17 protein-coding genes are annotated in these 14750 nt (G+C 50.4%); all 17 read left to right on the forward strand.

The annotated features are described in order from the left end of the window. Positions 1-223: 223 nt before the first annotated feature. The 17 genes from DXB70_RS03910 (at position 224) to DXB70_RS14525 (ending at position 14692) form a co-directional block, all read left to right on the forward strand. Entirely contained in the window at positions 224-1567 is a 1344-nt protein-coding gene (locus DXB70_RS03910) for a Mur ligase family protein (protein ID WP_118672689.1), read from the forward strand. Between the two features lie 55 nt (positions 1568-1622). Beyond that, positions 1623-1778: a hypothetical protein gene (locus DXB70_RS14110; protein WP_022358683.1), complete on the forward strand. Its 156-nt coding sequence runs from the start codon at positions 1623-1625 to the stop codon at positions 1776-1778. A gap of 6 nt (positions 1779-1784) precedes the next feature. Next, positions 1785-3206 (forward strand): tetratricopeptide repeat protein, encoded by a 1422-nt coding sequence (locus DXB70_RS03915; RefSeq protein ID WP_243099898.1) that lies wholly within the window; start codon positions 1785-1787, stop codon positions 3204-3206. A 246-nt stretch (positions 3207-3452) separates the two neighbouring features. Continuing rightward, positions 3453-3800 (forward strand): anti-sigma factor antagonist, encoded by a 348-nt coding sequence (locus DXB70_RS03920; protein ID WP_022358681.1) that lies wholly within the window; start codon positions 3453-3455, stop codon positions 3798-3800. 142 nt (positions 3801-3942) lie between these two features. Then, a complete protein-coding gene (gene spoIIAB / locus DXB70_RS03925; protein ID WP_182429178.1) occupies positions 3943-4401 on the forward strand; it encodes an anti-sigma F factor in 459 nt (152 codons plus the stop codon). Continuing rightward, positions 4394-5116: a SigB/SigF/SigG family RNA polymerase sigma factor gene (locus tag DXB70_RS03930; RefSeq protein WP_107000058.1), complete on the forward strand. Its 723-nt coding sequence runs from the start codon at positions 4394-4396 to the stop codon at positions 5114-5116. The genes spoIIAB and DXB70_RS03930 overlap by 8 nt, the downstream gene beginning before the upstream one ends. A 121-nt stretch (positions 5117-5237) precedes the next feature. Next, positions 5238-5450, forward strand: coding sequence for a hypothetical protein (locus DXB70_RS03935; RefSeq protein ID WP_107000057.1), 213 nt, complete (start codon positions 5238-5240; stop codon positions 5448-5450). Next, complete coding sequence (locus DXB70_RS03940) at positions 5447-6082, forward strand: stage V sporulation protein AA (protein ID WP_117795710.1); 636 nt, start codon at positions 5447-5449, stop codon at positions 6080-6082. The genes DXB70_RS03935 and DXB70_RS03940 overlap by 4 nt, the downstream gene beginning before the upstream one ends. Continuing rightward, positions 6072-6635 carry a stage V sporulation protein AB gene (locus tag DXB70_RS03945; protein WP_118468783.1) on the forward strand — a complete coding sequence of 188 codons (564 nt, stop codon included), beginning with the start codon at positions 6072-6074 and terminating at the stop codon, positions 6633-6635. The genes DXB70_RS03940 and DXB70_RS03945 overlap by 11 nt, the downstream gene beginning before the upstream one ends. A gap of 15 nt (positions 6636-6650) precedes the next feature. Beyond that, complete coding sequence (locus DXB70_RS03950; protein WP_107000055.1) at positions 6651-7100, forward strand: SpoVA/SpoVAEb family sporulation membrane protein; 450 nt, start codon at positions 6651-6653, stop codon at positions 7098-7100. A 259-nt stretch (positions 7101-7359) separates the two neighbouring features. Then, the gene (gene sufC / locus DXB70_RS03955; RefSeq protein ID WP_118672753.1) at positions 7360-8130 is read left to right on the forward strand and encodes a Fe-S cluster assembly ATPase SufC; all 771 of its coding nucleotides are present in this window, start codon (positions 7360-7362) and stop codon (positions 8128-8130) included. Positions 8131-8229: 99 nt separating this feature from the next. After that, complete coding sequence (gene sufB / locus DXB70_RS03960) at positions 8230-9636, forward strand: Fe-S cluster assembly protein SufB (RefSeq protein ID WP_118490616.1); 1407 nt, start codon at positions 8230-8232, stop codon at positions 9634-9636. Positions 9637-9727: 91 nt separating this feature from the next. Beyond that, positions 9728-10870 carry a SufD family Fe-S cluster assembly protein gene (locus DXB70_RS03965; RefSeq protein ID WP_118637086.1) on the forward strand — a complete coding sequence of 381 codons (1143 nt, stop codon included), beginning with the start codon at positions 9728-9730 and terminating at the stop codon, positions 10868-10870. Between the two features lie 79 nt (positions 10871-10949). Further along, positions 10950-12161, forward strand: coding sequence for a SufS family cysteine desulfurase (locus DXB70_RS03970; RefSeq protein WP_107000052.1), 1212 nt, complete (start codon positions 10950-10952; stop codon positions 12159-12161). Continuing rightward, positions 12151-12585 carry a Fe-S cluster assembly sulfur transfer protein SufU gene (gene sufU, locus DXB70_RS03975; RefSeq protein ID WP_118672690.1) on the forward strand — a complete coding sequence of 145 codons (435 nt, stop codon included), beginning with the start codon at positions 12151-12153 and terminating at the stop codon, positions 12583-12585. The genes DXB70_RS03970 and sufU overlap by 11 nt, the downstream gene beginning before the upstream one ends. A 345-nt stretch (positions 12586-12930) precedes the next feature. After that, positions 12931-14154: a type II secretion system F family protein gene (locus DXB70_RS03980; RefSeq protein ID WP_118672691.1), complete on the forward strand. Its 1224-nt coding sequence runs from the start codon at positions 12931-12933 to the stop codon at positions 14152-14154. 73 nt (positions 14155-14227) lie between these two features. Next, positions 14228-14692, forward strand: a complete 465-nt coding sequence (locus tag DXB70_RS14525; RefSeq protein ID WP_279221334.1) for a prepilin-type N-terminal cleavage/methylation domain-containing protein — start codon at positions 14228-14230, stop codon at positions 14690-14692. Positions 14693-14750: the final 58 nt, after the last annotated feature.

Raw genomic sequence — 14750 nt, forward strand, 5'->3', positions numbered from 1 at the left:
TTCACTTTTTAAATTGGCAAAATCTGCAATCAGAACTGTGTCGTACGGAAATTTCAGTTCAGAAAATCCCTATCTGTGAACAGTAACGGTACAGTCTTTATTCCATATAACCACTTGCATGATCTCCGCAAATGATATAAAATAATAACATACAAAAGATAAGGCGGCAGACGGCAGAGTTCGTACTGCCGCTTCCGTTTGCCAGGAAAGGATATTTCACGCCATGAGACAAGAAGAATGGACGGTAGAAGCGGCAGATGCATATCTGAATGAGATACCGAAATTTACCAGTGAAAAACATACAGCGGAGGGACTTCGCAGGATGCTTTCATATCTGAATGCATTGCCGCAGGAGGAAAGAATCGTACATGTGGCCGGAACGAATGGAAAAGGGTCGGTCTGCTCGTTTCTCGATGCGATTTTGCAGAAAGCCGGGAAGCAGACGGCGCGGTTTACGTCTCCTCATCTGGTACGCGTGACGGAGCGTTTTTCCTTTGATGGACAGGAAGCAGACGATGCACTGTTCCTGGAGGCATTTGAGGCGGTTAAGGCATCATATGTTCATTTTGAGCAGGAAGGACTGGGGCATCCGACGTATTTTGAATATCTGTTTTTGATGTTCATGTGGATGGTGCGCCGGAAAAAGCCGGAGTATGTGATTCTGGAAACGGGGCTTGGCGGACGGCTGGATGCAACGAACTGCATCGAGCATCCAGCGCTTACGGTCATCACTTCAATCAGCCTTGACCATATGGAATACCTGGGCGGCACGGTGACACAGATCGCGGGCGAAAAGGCGGGAATCTTGAAAAAAAATGTGCCGGTGGTGTACGATGATACGGATGCGGCGGCTTCGGCAGTTATCAGAAATCGGGCGTCGGAACTTGCCTGTCCGGCATATCCGATCAGCCCGGAAGTGTATACGGATCTTCGGCGGGGACATGGCGGGATGAGCCTGATGATAAAAGAGAAAAGCCAGCGTCTGTTTATTCCCTTCGAAGCGGAATATCAGGCAGTCAACGCCTGCATCGCTTACCAGGCGGCGCAGCTTCTTGCAGTGGATGGGGAGACAGCGGCAGTGGGCATCCGGAATGCGGTATGGCGCGGACGCATGGAGGAGATCGAGGACGGAGTTTATCTGGATGGCGCGCACAATGAGGGCGGAATCCGTGCATTTGCGGGCGCGGCGGCAGAGGTGGCAGCGCGCAGAAGAGAAGAGTCCGGGAAAGATGGTCGGATTTTTCTGCTGTTTGCAGCCGTTTCAGATAAAAATTATGAATCGATGCTGGAAACACTGATGCGGAAACTGAAGCCGGATCGATTGGTGCTGACTCATTTATATACATCGCGGGCACTTTCGATGGAGGCGATGGAAAAAGCAGCACACCGGGTGGCAGATGGCTGTGAGGTTCAAAGTATACCAGATGTAAAAACAGCTTATCAGACACTGGTTCAGGAAAAACGTCCGGAGGATACCTGCTTCTGTGTGGGTTCCTTGTATTTAATCGGAGAGCTGGAGAAAAAGATTTCCCGAACTGGATTTGACAGCACCGCCAGAATGGTGTAAGATTAGCGGGAATGTATATCCATGTAATAAAAGGAAGAAACTCTGGAGGAAAAACATGAGTGGCGAAGGAATGACAATCAATTTCGAGGAAGAAATCGAACATTTTAAACCGAGTCTGGAGGTCGAGGAGGTCGGCGAGGCGATCGTGAAGAGTGACCTGACAGATATGTCGGATATTATGATGGAACTTTTAAAACATATGAAGGAATAGGCGGACATGATGGATCGAACAAGAAAAATTCGCCTGATTTCCAACAGCTTTTACAATGCCGGGCTGGAACGGGCAAAGAGACGGGATTTAACAGGGGCGGTCGAGTATCTGAAAAAATGCCTGAACCTGAACAAGTATCATATTGATGCCAGAAATCTTCTCGGACTTATCTATTATGAGATGGGTGAGGTGTCGGAGGCGCTGGTGCAGTGGGTTATCAGCATGAACTTTAGGGAGCAGGATAACCGGGCTGATTATTATTTAGACCAGATTCAGCGCAAGCAGGATCGTCTGGATCAGGCGAGCGCGACGATTCAGAAATATAATCAGGCGCTTCTGCAGGCGCAGACCGGAAGCGACGATCTGGCGACCTTACAGCTTACAAGAGTTGTAGAAGCTAATCCGAGATTTGTAAAAGCACATCTTCTGTTGGCTCTTTTGCATATTAGTCATGAGGATTATACGAAAGCGGGCAAATCCCTGTATAAGGTACTCAAGATTGATAAAAACAATCCCAAGGCGAACTGGTATATGGAGATTGTTAAAGAACATACCGGCAAGGCGGATATCGAGCGGAGAAAGCTGAAAAACGCATTTTCCCACCGTCAGATGCAGGATGATGATGTCATTATGCCGCCGACGTACAAGGAGAATACGGGACTGCAGTCAGTGCTCAATATCGGCGCGGGACTGCTTTTGGGCGCGGCAGTTATCTTTTTCCTGGTGATGCCAGCCAAGATTAAGCAGGAAAATAATGCACATACGCAGGAAATGCTCCAGTACAACGAGCAGCTCAATCAGAAAAATGAAGAGATTGACAGTTTAAATGAGAGCATTGAGACCTCGAAAAAGGACAAAGAAGAGGCGGAGAACAAGCTGGATACGATGCTCAACAGCAATGACAGCGTTCTGAACCAGTATGCGAAGCTCGTCAAAATGCTGCAGGCATACCGCAACAATAACCTGGCAGAGGCGGTTACCTATTATGAGGGCTTTGATCCGTCGTTATTTACGGACGAGACGGTCGTTTCCATTGCCAACGGGGTAAAGCAGGACATCGAGACAAACGGCTACCAGACGCTGGAGGATCTGGCATACACGATGTGGTCGGCAGGCCGTATGGCGGAAGCACTGGCAGATTACCAGACCTGTCTGGCGATCCGTCCGGCAAACCCGAAGGTTATCTTCAGCATGGGTATGATTTACCGGGCACAGGGCGAGACAGACAAGGCGGTCGAAATGTTTACGCAGATTGTGACCCAGTATGCGGATTCCGAGCAGGCGGACAAGGCAAGACAGCAGCTCGCCGAGCTTGCGCCGGATAACCAGCAGGCTGCAGTTCCAGGTCAGTCCATCATCAGTCAGGGAGAGACTGCGGCGGATGAAACGGCAGCAGGCAGCGGAGCGGAGACGCAGGCGGCGCAGTAAGTACAAATATAATACGGCAGATAATTAAGAAGAAAAGCACTGTAAAGATAAAAACTTTACGGTGCTTTTTGCTTTCCTAGGAAATCATGTCCTATGAAACAAAAAACGCTCCGTGAGGATGCGCACTCGCGCGAAGCAGAAACATGCTGCAAGCGACCGCGCGAGACGCCCGAATGTGCCAAGGCACATTCTTTTAGGCCTATAGGAAAAGGCTGCATAAAAAATCGAAAAAGGGGGAATCCTGATATGGAACGAAATATGTTTACATACGAAGCGATCGATTCGGCGCTGGTGATTCATCTGCCGAAGGAGGTAGATCATCATAACTGCCTGACACTCAAATATGAAACAGACCTGCTTCTGGCGGAAAATTATATTAACCGGATTATTTTTGATTTTTCGGGGACGGAATTTATGGATAGTTCCGGGATCGGTGTAATTCTCAACCGGTATAAGCAGATGGAGGGTAGCAGCGGCACGGTGGCGGTGTACGGGGCAGGCGAGCGGATGCGCCGGATTTTGCGGATCGGCGGCGTGTATCGTTTGGTGCAGTCGTACCGGACGAGAGAGGAGGCACTGGATGGGAGACATTAAAGGAGAGATGAATATGTATGCGGATGATATATCTGTATCAGAAACGGAAGTGAAAGGAAAACTTAAAAAAATAAAAGATTCAGAAGAATACAGAAAATTTAAACAGAATGAACAGAGACAAGCAGAGAAGAATGGCACGTGGATGCACCTGGAGATAGACAGCCATTCATCGAACGAGGAGTTTGCCCGTGTCACAGCGGCAGTCTTTATGAGCCGGATGAATCCGACGATGGAGGAGCTGGAGGATGTGAAAACGGCGGTCTCGGAGGCAGTGACAAATGCGGTGATTCATGGGTATAGCGATGAAATCGGAATTATTTACATAGAAGCGCGGATTGAGGGAGAAGAACTGATAATTTCGGTCCGGGATGAGGGAAAAGGAATCCTGGATGTGGAAAAGGCGATGGAGCCGATGTATACGACAGACACGACCGGCGAGCGCTCAGGGATGGGCTTTTCGTTTATGGAAGCGTTTATGGATGAGGTCGAGGTGGAGTCCAAGGTGGGCTGCGGAACGTGTGTGACGATGAAAAAGCAAATTGGAAGGGGATATATGAATAAAGAGCAGGAAGAAAAAGAAACGGCAGAGTCCTATGGATAAAACCATCGAGCAAATCAAACGGGCACACCAGGGCGATAAGACGGCGCGGGAGGCGCTGGTAAAGGACAATCTGGGACTTGTATGGAGCATCGTCCGCCGCTTTGCGGGGCGGGGGTGTGAGACGGAGGACTTATTTCAGATCGGAAGTATCGGGCTGTTGAAGGCGATTGATAAGTTTGACCTATCATATGAGGTGCGTTTTTCGACGTATGCGGTGCCGATGATTGCGGGGGAGATCAAACGTTTTCTCCGGGATGACGGGATCATCAAGGTCAGCCGTTCCATCAAAGAGCAAAACCAGCGGCTCCGGGCAGCGCGGGATGCGCTCTGCACGGCGCTTGGGCGGGAGCCGACGCTGGAAGAGCTGGCGGCGCAGATTGGAGTGAGCTGTGAGGAAGCAGCCGCATCGATGGCGGCGGACAGTCCGGTTGAATCGCTCTCTGCACCAGCCAGCGCCGGGGAAGAAACTGGCCTTCTGCTTCAGGACCGGATTGCTGGGGAGACAGCGGAGAATGAGGTTCTGCTTGACCGGATGCTTTTGGGAGATTTGCTGAAAATGCTCAATGGACGGCAGCGGGAGATCATTGTGCGGCACTATTTTTATGATCAGACACAGACTCAGATCGCGGCGCAGCTCGGCATTTCACAAGTACAGGTGTCGCGGATCGAGCGGAAAATATTAGGGCAGATGCGCGCAAAGCTGGAAGAAACATGAGAAAAAAAGACAGGCTCATAATTCAGAATATATGAATGTGCATACTCCATTGAAAGACAGCCATACTACTGGATGCAGGAACTTTTAGAGTTTCCAGAATACACAGGAAGGATGGAAAAAAATGACGGGAAATGTGAAAGTGACAATGAAAAAAAAGATGGGAATCTGTGTCTGGGTCGGATGCATGATTCTGATTGTAGCAGCGCTCTGTCTCTGTCTGATGGCAGTGGGGCGGGACAGCGTCTACATTGACGGAACCTTCGTACAGCATTCCGGGGACAGCGCGGAGGCATTTTTGAGACCGGAGGCACAGACGGAGAAGGCAGCATTATGACACAGACGGTCTATCTGAAACTCAGCCAGATCACGCAGGTACATGAGAAAAATGTACCGCTTGCAAGCCTGGGAGAGGTTTATTGCAGTGAAAAAAGCGTGGAAAGCCGCTGCCGTGCGATGATCGTGAAGAGGATCCGCGGCGGCGGGAAACAGCGCGAAAGCCGTCTGGTTGGAAACGTCATGGAGATTATCCAGCAGATTGAACGGGAAATTCCGGGGACATCGGTGCAGAATCTGGGGGAGACGGACTATGTCATTCATTATCAGCCGCCGCGCCGTCAGGCGCTTGTCTGGCAGTGGTGCAAGACACTGTTCGTCTGCCTGATTTGCTTTTTCGGGGCGGCATTTGCAATCATGACATTCAACAACGATGCAAACGTGCTGGATGTATTCAGGAAAATATATGAGATCACGACGGGGCAGGCGTCGGACGGAACAACGGCGTTGGAGGTCGGTTATTCGATCGGGCTTCCGGTGGGGATTTTGCTGTTTTTTAACCATTTTACTTCGTGGAAATTCAGTCTCGATCCGACGCCGCTGGAGGTAGAAATGCGCCTGTATGAGGAAAATGTCAATAAAACGCTGATTCAGAACGAGGAGCGGAAGGAGGATGACATCGATGTTTCTTAAAGAAGCGCTGCTTTTGCTGGCGGGGCTGGCGGCGGGAAGCACGGTGGCAGCGGGAGTCTACGCCTTTCTGGTGGTCATCGGCGTTTATCCGCGCCTGATTGGAAAGACGGCGACGGCGTCGAAGGGGAAAATCTTCTTGTATGAGACGATTATCGCGCTGGGAGGATTGTTTGGAAATGTGGTGGATTTATTTACAGAGAAAGTGAAACAGCTGACCGGGAGTTTTCTGAGAATAGCGTGGCCAGCGGCAATGACGGAGGCAGAGTTGTGGCAGAAGGCAGCAGAAGGCGGTGGCAGAACGGGAGCTGGTGCTGGATTTCTGGTGATGCTTGGAAATGTCTCCGGACAGCTGCTTCTAGCGGCTGCGGGACTTTCCTGTGGTATTTTTGTGGGCTGCCTCGTCATGTCGCTGGCAGAGACATTGAAAGCCCTGCCGGTGCTGAGCCGCCGCCTGCGTCTGGCAGTGGGGCTGCCATATCTGATTCTCGCGATTGCGGCGGGGAAATGTGCGGGTTCGCTGTATTATTTCTTACATGGAATTGGAAGACAGTAGAAGAGAGGAGAAACCATGGAAGCCAGAAAAGATCAATATGAAGCATATGTCAAATCGGTTACGCCCGTCCACAGTACATGGAAAAATGTGTTGATGGCGGGCATTTCCGGCGGGCTGATCTGCCTGGCGGCGCAGATCAGCACAAATTGTCTGGTTCAGACAGGCATGGAGGAGAAAACGGCGGCGCTCTGGACGATGCTGGGACTGATTCTGCTCAGCGTTATCCTGACAGGGGCAAATGTATTCCAGAGGCTGGCTCGTGTTTTTGGAGCTGGTGTGCTGGTTCCGATCACCGGATTCGCCAATTCAGTTGCATCCCCGGCGCTGGAATACAAGGCGGAAGGACAGGTGTTTGGTGTCGGATGCAAAATATTTACAATCGCGGGTCCGGTGATCCTGTATGGGATTCTGAGTTCGTGGGGATTAGGGGTTGTGTATTGGGGGTGGATGATGCTGACTCAATAATAAACGAGAAAAAGTCTCAATAATATAATAAGAATCTTTCTTGTTTTGTGAAAAATGAGGGTTTACAATCCGGAAATAAATACCTATAATAGCCATAGGGTAATCTGACCGTCTGAACAGCCAGATTCATTATAGAAAAAAGGAACCAGAGAGATGGACGTTTGCTAAGAAGGATAACCGCTTTCGTGACGAGGCGGCTGTCACAGATCAGACAGACCGAGCATGAATGTCTCAGCCGGTCCCGGAAATGGAGTGCTTTATGGCAGAAAAAGTGTTAGAAGTAAATCAGATAAGGGCAAATATAGAAGAAAAAGAGATTCTGCACGGCGTTGATTTAAGCGTCGGTGCAGGGGAGGTACATGTCCTGATGGGACCGAACGGCGCGGGCAAATCGACGCTCGGAAACGTCCTGATGGGAAACCCGCGATATCAGATCACGGGCGGTCAGATCTTATTTAAGGGTGAGGATATCACACATGAGTCCACGGACAAGCGTTCCAAAGCCGGTATGTTCCTGTCCTTCCAGGAGCCGCTGGAGGTACCGGGACTTTCGCTGGAAAGTTTCCTGCGTAGCGCGATGCGCCAGCAGACTGGCAAGAACTTAAAGATCTGGGAATTTCATAAACAGCTCAAAAAGGCGATGGACATTCTCCAGATGGATGAATCGTATGCACAGAGAAGCTTAAACGTGGGCTTTTCCGGCGGTGAGAAGAAAAAATCTGAGATTTTACAGCTGATGCTCTTAAATCCGAGCCTGGCAATCCTCGATGAGACAGACTCTGGTCTGGATGTTGATGCAGTCCGTCTGGTTTCTAAGGGTGTGGAAGAGTACCAGAAGAACCAGAACGGCGCGCTTCTTATTATCACGCACAGCACCCGGATTCTCGATGCACTGCATGTTGACTATACGCACATCATGGTAGATGGAAAGATCGTGGCAACCGGTGACGGCTCCCTAGTTGATAAGATCAACCAGGAAGGCTACGAATCCTTTATCCGTGAGGCGGGTGTGGCAGACGCCCGGAACTAATCGTTACTGTTCGCAGGCAGGCATTTTTGGAATCGAAGGTGCTGCAGGATAACGCGACAGTAATAACGAATCAGCACGGGTAATATGGAGGCATCAAACATGAAAGAAAAAACGTATGTAGATGACATTGATCGCAGCGTCTACGATATAAAAGACAAAGAAAATGACGCATATAAAGTAAAAGCGGGTCTGACCCCGGAGATCGTTGAGAAGATTTCTAAGGAGAAAAATGACCCGGCATGGATGCAGCAGTTCCGTCTGCAGTCCTTACAGATTTACAATTCCCTGCAGGTTCCGAACTGGGGACCGGATATCGAGGATCTGGACATGGATAACATCGTAACCTATGTCCGTCCGAAATCCAAGATGAGTGCCAAATGGTCAGAGGTTCCGAAGGACATCAAAGATACCTTTGAACGTCTGGGAATCCCGCAGGCGGAGCAGAAATCGCTGGCAGGCGTGGGCGCCCAGTATGACTCGGAGTTAGTATATCATAACGTGCGCGCAGAGGTAGCGGCGCAGGGCGTTGTCTACACCGATCTGGAGAGTGCGATGCACGGCGAATATGCGGAAATGATCCGGACGCATTTTATGCATCTGGTCAAACCGCAGGAACATAAGTTTGCAGCGCTGCACGGGGCGGTCTGGTCCGGCGGATCTTTTGTGTACGTGCCAAAGGGCGTGTCGGTTACGATCCCGCTTCAGTCCTATTTTCGACTCAATGCACCGGGAGCCGGACAGTTTGAACATACTCTGATCATCGTTGATGAGGGGGCATATCTGCATTTCATCGAGGGCTGTTCTGCGCCGAAATATAACGTAGCAAACCTGCATGCGGGCTGTGTTGAGCTGTACGTCGGCAAAAATGCGAAACTCCGCTATTCGACGATCGAGAACTGGTCGAAAAATATGTACAATTTGAACACCAAGCGCGCGATTGTGGAAGAGGGTGGCACGATCGAGTGGGTATCGGGTTCCTTTGGTTCCCATGTATCGTATCTGTACCCGATGAGTATTTTAAAGGGTGACGATTCAAAGATGGAATTTACCGGCATTACTTTTGCCGGAGAAGGTCAGAACCTCGATACCGGTGCGAAGGTAGTCCATACGGGCAAACGGACTTCTTCCTATATTAATACGAAATCTATTTCCAAGGACGGCGGTATCAGTACGTTCCGAAGTAGCGTGCAGATTGGAAAACAGGCATCTGGTTCTAAGGCATCGGTTTCCTGCCAGTCCCTGATGCTGGATGATATTTCACGTTCCGATACGGTCCCGGCGATGGATATCCGGACCCGCGATGCGAACGTCGGCCATGAGGCAAAGATTGGACGGATCAGCGACGAGGCTGTTTTCTATCTGATGTCACGCGGCATCAGCGAGGAGGACGCGCGCGCAATGATCGTCAGCGGATTTGCGGATGATGTATCGAAGGAGCTGCCGCTTGAGTACGCGGTTGAGATGAATAACCTGATTCAGCTTGAGATGAAAGGCAGTATCGGATAATAGATGGTTACTGTTTGCAGCGGGGATTTTGAAATAACAGATTCTGCTGCGGGGCATGCAAGTGCATGAATGGTAACGACAGGAGGAAACAATGGGACAGAAAGAAATGATAGTAAACATTCTTCCGACCCGAACCTGGAACCGGCTGGGAATGAACGAAAGCCAGATACAGATTGAGTGGCCGGAGGAAAGTGTTTTGATAAAACCGGAGCGCCTGGCAGCAGGTGTGACCTGGGAAAAAGAAATCTCCGGAAAAGAGTGGGACGAGATCCAGACCGGCATGGGACGCGAGTACGATGCAATGGCGGCGGAATGCGGAACGGCTGGCGCAAATAGAACGGACACTGTAAATGGAACGGCTGTTGCAGAAGAAAATGCCGGTGCGGGAAGTATCTACCGGCTGACAGCGGAAGCGGCAGCTGTGCTGCAGAATGAAAATACAGAATGGACGGTTCTCTGCGTCGATTACAAAAACGGCAGTTACCAGAACCGCCTCTGCCTGGATGCAAAGGAAAACAGCCGCTTAAACGTGCTGATCGTATTCCGCTCCGGGGAGGACGCACAGGGAACATCCTCGTTCCAGGTAAAGGTTCATGCGGAAAAGAATGCAAAGGTACAGCTTCAGGAAGTGCAGCTTCTCGGCGCCGGATATACCTGCCTGAGTGATATCGGTGCGTCCTGCGGAGAAAATGCCACATTTGAGCTTTTGAAACTGGAGCTGGGCGCAGGCAAGGTCTACGCGGGCTGCCTGACCGAGCTGGAAGGAAAAAAGAGCGCATTTGACGCGAAGATCGGCTATTACACCAGTGTAAACCAGAAGCTGGATATGAACTATACAGTACGCCACCGCGGCAAAAAGACAGAGAGTATGATGGAAGTCTCTGGCGTTTTGCAGGACGGTTCCTCCAAGCTGTTCCGCGGAACGATCGATTTCGTGCCGGGATGCGCCGGGGCAAAGGGAACTGAGCGCGAGGATGTGCTGCTGCTCGGCGATGACATCGTAAACCAGACGATTCCGCTGATTCTGTGTGCGGAAGAAGATGTCGAAGGAAATCACGGCGCTTCGATGGGCGATCTGGACGATGCAACGCTGTTTTATCTGTGCTCCCGCGGACTGTCGAGAGAGGAAGCTGAGCGCATGGTAGCGCGGGCGAGAATCGACGCGCTGAATGAGCTGGTAGCTGACGAGGCAGTACAGAAGCAGGTTCAGGAGTTCATGAACCAGAAGCGATAATAAAATGAAAAAACTGTAAGTTGGCTGCGGTTTGTTTTTGCAGCAAGTATACAAACAAATATATAAGAAGGAACAGAACATGACAGATTACAAGAAAGATTTTCCCCTGCTTGCGGGTTCGGATATCGCATATCTGGACAATGCGGCAACGGCACAGCGCCCGGAGGCGGTATTAAAGGCAGTGGAAGATTTCTATACAAAGAAAAATGCCAATCCGCTCCGCGGGCTCTATGAGCTGGGAATCGAGGCGACGGAGGCATATGAAGCGGCAAGAGAGCGCGTGCGGGAATTTATCAATGCTGGAAAGACGAGCGAGGTCGTGTTTACACGCAACAGCACCGAGAGCCTGAATTTGATCGCGTACAGTTATGGTTTAACCAGTCTGAAAGCAGGCGATGAGATCTTAATCAGCATTGATAACCACCACAGCAATATCCTGCCGTGGCAGATGGTATCCAGACAGACAGGCGCGAAGCTCGTTTATCTGGAATGTCAGCCGGATGGTTCCTACCGGGATGAGGATATGGAAGCCCTGGTGACAGAAAAGACAAAGATCGCAGCGATGCCGCAGATTTCCAATGTCCTTGGCCGCAGAAATCCGGTAGAGAAGCTGACGAAACTGGTGCATGAAAAAGGCGGTGTCATCGTCATCGATGCGGCACAGAGCGCCCCGCATATTCCGGTGGATGTGCAGGCACTGGATGCAGATTTCCTTGTATTTTCCGGTCACAAGCTGATGGCACCGATGGGAATCGGCGTCCTGTACGGAAAAGAGACCCTTCTGGATGCGATGCCGCCGTTCCTGACGGGCGGCGAGATGATCGATTCGGTCAGCCGGGAATCCGCAGTCTTTGCCGAACTGCCGCACAAATTCGAAGCCGGTACCGTCAATGGCGGCGGTGCGGTCGGCTTACAGGCGGCGATCGATTATCTGATGAACGTCGGATTTGACGAGGTGCGGAAGCGTGAGGAGCTGCTGACAACACGGGCAATGACGGCGATGCAGCAGATTCCGGGCGTTCATATCCAGGGAAGTGATAAGCCGGAAGAGCACAACGGAATTATCAGCTTTACCGTGGACGGCGTACATCCGCACGATATCGCGTCGATTCTGGATGCCGCAAATGTCAATGTGCGCGCAGGCCACCATTGCGCCCAGCCGCTTTTAAAACATCTGGGTGTGTTTGCAACAGCGCGTGCCAGCTTTGCGTTCTACAATACGGAGGAGGACATCGACCGTTTTGTCCAGAACCTGAAAGAAATCCGGAGGAAAATGGGATATGGAGAATAGAACCTTTTACAATGAAATACTGACGGATCACAATCTGCATCCGTTACATAAAGAAAAGCTGCCGGATGCCAATCTGGTATTAGAGGGCGTCAATCCGAGCTGTGGAGATGACATCATTCTTCAGCTGAAGGTCGAAGATGGACAGGTGGTAGACGGTGCTTTTGAGGGAAGCGGCTGCGCGATCTCCCAGGCGTCTGCCGATATCATGCTGGATCTGATCATCGGAAAATCCGAAGAGGAAGCACGCCATCTGGCGGATCTGTTCCTGCGGATGATCAAGGGCGAGGCAAGCGAGAACGAGATCGAAGAACTCGAGGAAGCCGGTGCCCTGGTCGATGTTTCCCATATGCCGGCGCGTGTCAAATGCGCGGTGCTGGGATGGCATACGATGGAAGAGATGCTGGATAAGGAAAACGAGAAATAAGAGAGAAGATAAAAAGAAACGGGAGCTATTCTTTTGGGAGTGTCAGGGCGGGACGTACCATTTCCGCTCTGATGATCTATATACCTGAAATAGTCTGGAAAAGAAAGAAAAGTCAGATGTGTTGGTGAAAATATATACCAAAATAGATTGGCAAAAACAAAGCACGTATAGAGAAAATAGCAAAAAAAAGCCGATCTAGATGCGTGTTTCGTATAAAATATCCAAAAGATTGACGGCATATTTACAAAAACAAACAAAGATGTTAAAATAATGATAAAAAGGATGCAGATGGCGATGTACATACGGATGGCGTACAGCTGAATCCTGTGGCTGGAGGTATGAGAGATGCCAAATTTTTCATATAAAGCGCTGGGACGGGATGGAAAAGAAGTCCGGGGAGTGCTCCAGGCTGAGAGTGAAGCGGCAGCCGCTTCCAGAATCCGGGAAAACTATCCGATTCTTCTGAGCATCAGTCAGAAGAAAGAGAAGAAAAGACCTGATGACGGCAGTCTCCTGGAGATGGAGATCGGAAGCAGGCGGATCAAGACGAAGAAGCTGGCGATCCTGTGTTCACAGTTTGCGATCACGCTTCATTCGGGCATGACAGTGGCACGCGCGATGCGTATGCTGGCAGATCAGAATGAGGACAAGCGGATCCGGAAGATCATGGGGACTGCGGCAGAGGAAGTAGCTGCCGGAAGTACCGTTGCGTCGGCGCTGGAAAAGTATAGCGACCGTTTTCCGCTCACGTTTATCGAGACGATCCGGGCAGGCGAGCAGTCTGGTACGCTGGAACGATCCTTTGACCGGCTTCAGAAGTTTTATGAGAAATCCTACAAGACGACGGAGAAGATCAAGGGAGCGATGACGTATCCTTTGTTTGTCGTTGCGGTTGCGGTGGTTGTCCTGATTATCGTCATGGCGAAGGTTATCCCGACACTGGCAGATGTATTTACTGATCTGGGCGGTACGCTGCCGCTGATGACGCGGATGCTGATCGCGACTTCCCATTTCTTCGCGAAGTGGTGGCTGCTGATGCTGGCGGTGCTGGCGTTTTTGAAGATTGGTTCGCAGGTCTACGGCAATACGCCGCAGGGACGGATTGAGAAAGCCAAGCTCATGTTATCCCTTCCACTTGTGGGCGCGATCAACCAGATGAACGGCGCAGCGCAGTTTGCCAATACAATGTCGGTGCTTCTGGCAGCGGGTATCACGATCAATCAGGCGGTTGACACGACGGCGAAGGTCATGGACAATGCACTTCTGAGCGAGGATGTTCGCTCCATGCGCGAAGGAATCGAGCGGGGACGCAGTCTGGTGGAATGTCTGCAGGGAAAGAAATATTTCCCGCCGACGATGGTCGATATGTGTTCCGTCGGAGAAGAAACCGGTGAGCTCGAGGAGACACTGGACAATGTCGCCGATTATTACACCAACGAGGCGGATTACCGAATCCAGCGGCTTCTGGCACTGCTGGAACCGACGATGCTGGTGGTGCTTGCGATTTTTGCGGGTATCATTGTAGTGTCGATTTATCTGCCTATCTTTACGATGTACGATCTGATGTAGACGGAGTGCATGATTCAGGATGAAACAGGGCGGAATCCCTGTTCATTAATAAAAAAGAAATAGGAGAATGATTATGATGAAAGGATTAATGAAAAAAGTTCGTGGGAACAAAAAAGGATTCACACTGGCAGAGCTGCTGGTGGTTGTTGCGATCGTAGGTATTCTGGTTGCAATCTCGATTCCGGTATTTACGGCACAGCTGAGCAAGGCTAGAAAGGCTACGAATCAGGCAAACTTAAGAGCGGCGAAGGCAGCAGCGATAGCAGCGTATTTGACAGATGAAGATGTGACGTTAGCCGATAAAGATGGTAAAATTGTATATTATGAGTACGATTTGGATAGTGGCACGTCTACGAAAGATGGTTCTCTTAAGACTGCTTTTGCAGCACCAACTGACTATAGCGAAGTCGCTGATATGGATTCTGCAACCGATAAAGCTAAGTACGAGCATATACAGGTGGCTATTAAAATCAGCAGCGATTCAGACAGTACTGCAAACGGTACAGAAGTTAAATTGTATGCTTCTACTAAGAAGTAAGAAATAAACCACATACGTGGAAAAATGGATGGGGTTTCCCATCCATTTTTGCTAAATG

Source organism: Clostridium sp. OM05-5BH, assembly GCF_003481505.1.
In the GTDB taxonomy this organism is placed as follows: Bacteria; Bacillota; Clostridia; order Lachnospirales; family Lachnospiraceae; genus Otoolea; species Otoolea fessa.

What these genes read in the sequence shown, in the direction of transcription:
- DXB70_RS03950 (WP_107000055.1), top strand. Translation starts at nt 6,651, where the DNA reads ATGGAAGCCAGAAAAGATCAATATGAAGCATATGTCAAATCGGTTACG.
- DXB70_RS03970 (WP_107000052.1), top strand. Translation starts at nt 10,950, where the DNA reads ATGACAGATTACAAGAAAGATTTTCCCCTGCTTGCGGGTTCGGATATC.
- DXB70_RS14525 (WP_279221334.1), top strand. Translation starts at nt 14,228, where the DNA reads ATGATGAAAGGATTAATGAAAAAAGTTCGTGGGAACAAAAAAGGATTC.
- DXB70_RS03965 (WP_118637086.1), top strand. Translation starts at nt 9,728, where the DNA reads ATGGGACAGAAAGAAATGATAGTAAACATTCTTCCGACCCGAACCTGG.
- DXB70_RS03940 (WP_117795710.1), top strand. Translation starts at nt 5,447, where the DNA reads ATGACACAGACGGTCTATCTGAAACTCAGCCAGATCACGCAGGTACAT.
- DXB70_RS03945 (WP_118468783.1), top strand. Translation starts at nt 6,072, where the DNA reads ATGTTTCTTAAAGAAGCGCTGCTTTTGCTGGCGGGGCTGGCGGCGGGA.
- DXB70_RS03910 (WP_118672689.1), top strand. Translation starts at nt 224, where the DNA reads ATGAGACAAGAAGAATGGACGGTAGAAGCGGCAGATGCATATCTGAAT.
- DXB70_RS03930 (WP_107000058.1), top strand. Translation starts at nt 4,394, where the DNA reads ATGGATAAAACCATCGAGCAAATCAAACGGGCACACCAGGGCGATAAG.
- DXB70_RS03935 (WP_107000057.1), top strand. Translation starts at nt 5,238, where the DNA reads ATGACGGGAAATGTGAAAGTGACAATGAAAAAAAAGATGGGAATCTGT.
- sufU (WP_118672690.1), top strand. Translation starts at nt 12,151, where the DNA reads ATGGAGAATAGAACCTTTTACAATGAAATACTGACGGATCACAATCTG.
- DXB70_RS03920 (WP_022358681.1), top strand. Translation starts at nt 3,453, where the DNA reads ATGGAACGAAATATGTTTACATACGAAGCGATCGATTCGGCGCTGGTG.
- DXB70_RS14110 (WP_022358683.1), top strand. Translation starts at nt 1,623, where the DNA reads ATGAGTGGCGAAGGAATGACAATCAATTTCGAGGAAGAAATCGAACAT.
- sufB (WP_118490616.1), top strand. Translation starts at nt 8,230, where the DNA reads ATGAAAGAAAAAACGTATGTAGATGACATTGATCGCAGCGTCTACGAT.
- sufC (WP_118672753.1), top strand. Translation starts at nt 7,360, where the DNA reads ATGGCAGAAAAAGTGTTAGAAGTAAATCAGATAAGGGCAAATATAGAA.
- DXB70_RS03980 (WP_118672691.1), top strand. Translation starts at nt 12,931, where the DNA reads ATGCCAAATTTTTCATATAAAGCGCTGGGACGGGATGGAAAAGAAGTC.
- spoIIAB (WP_182429178.1), top strand. Translation starts at nt 3,943, where the DNA reads ATGCACCTGGAGATAGACAGCCATTCATCGAACGAGGAGTTTGCCCGT.
- DXB70_RS03915 (WP_243099898.1), top strand. Translation starts at nt 1,785, where the DNA reads ATGATGGATCGAACAAGAAAAATTCGCCTGATTTCCAACAGCTTTTAC.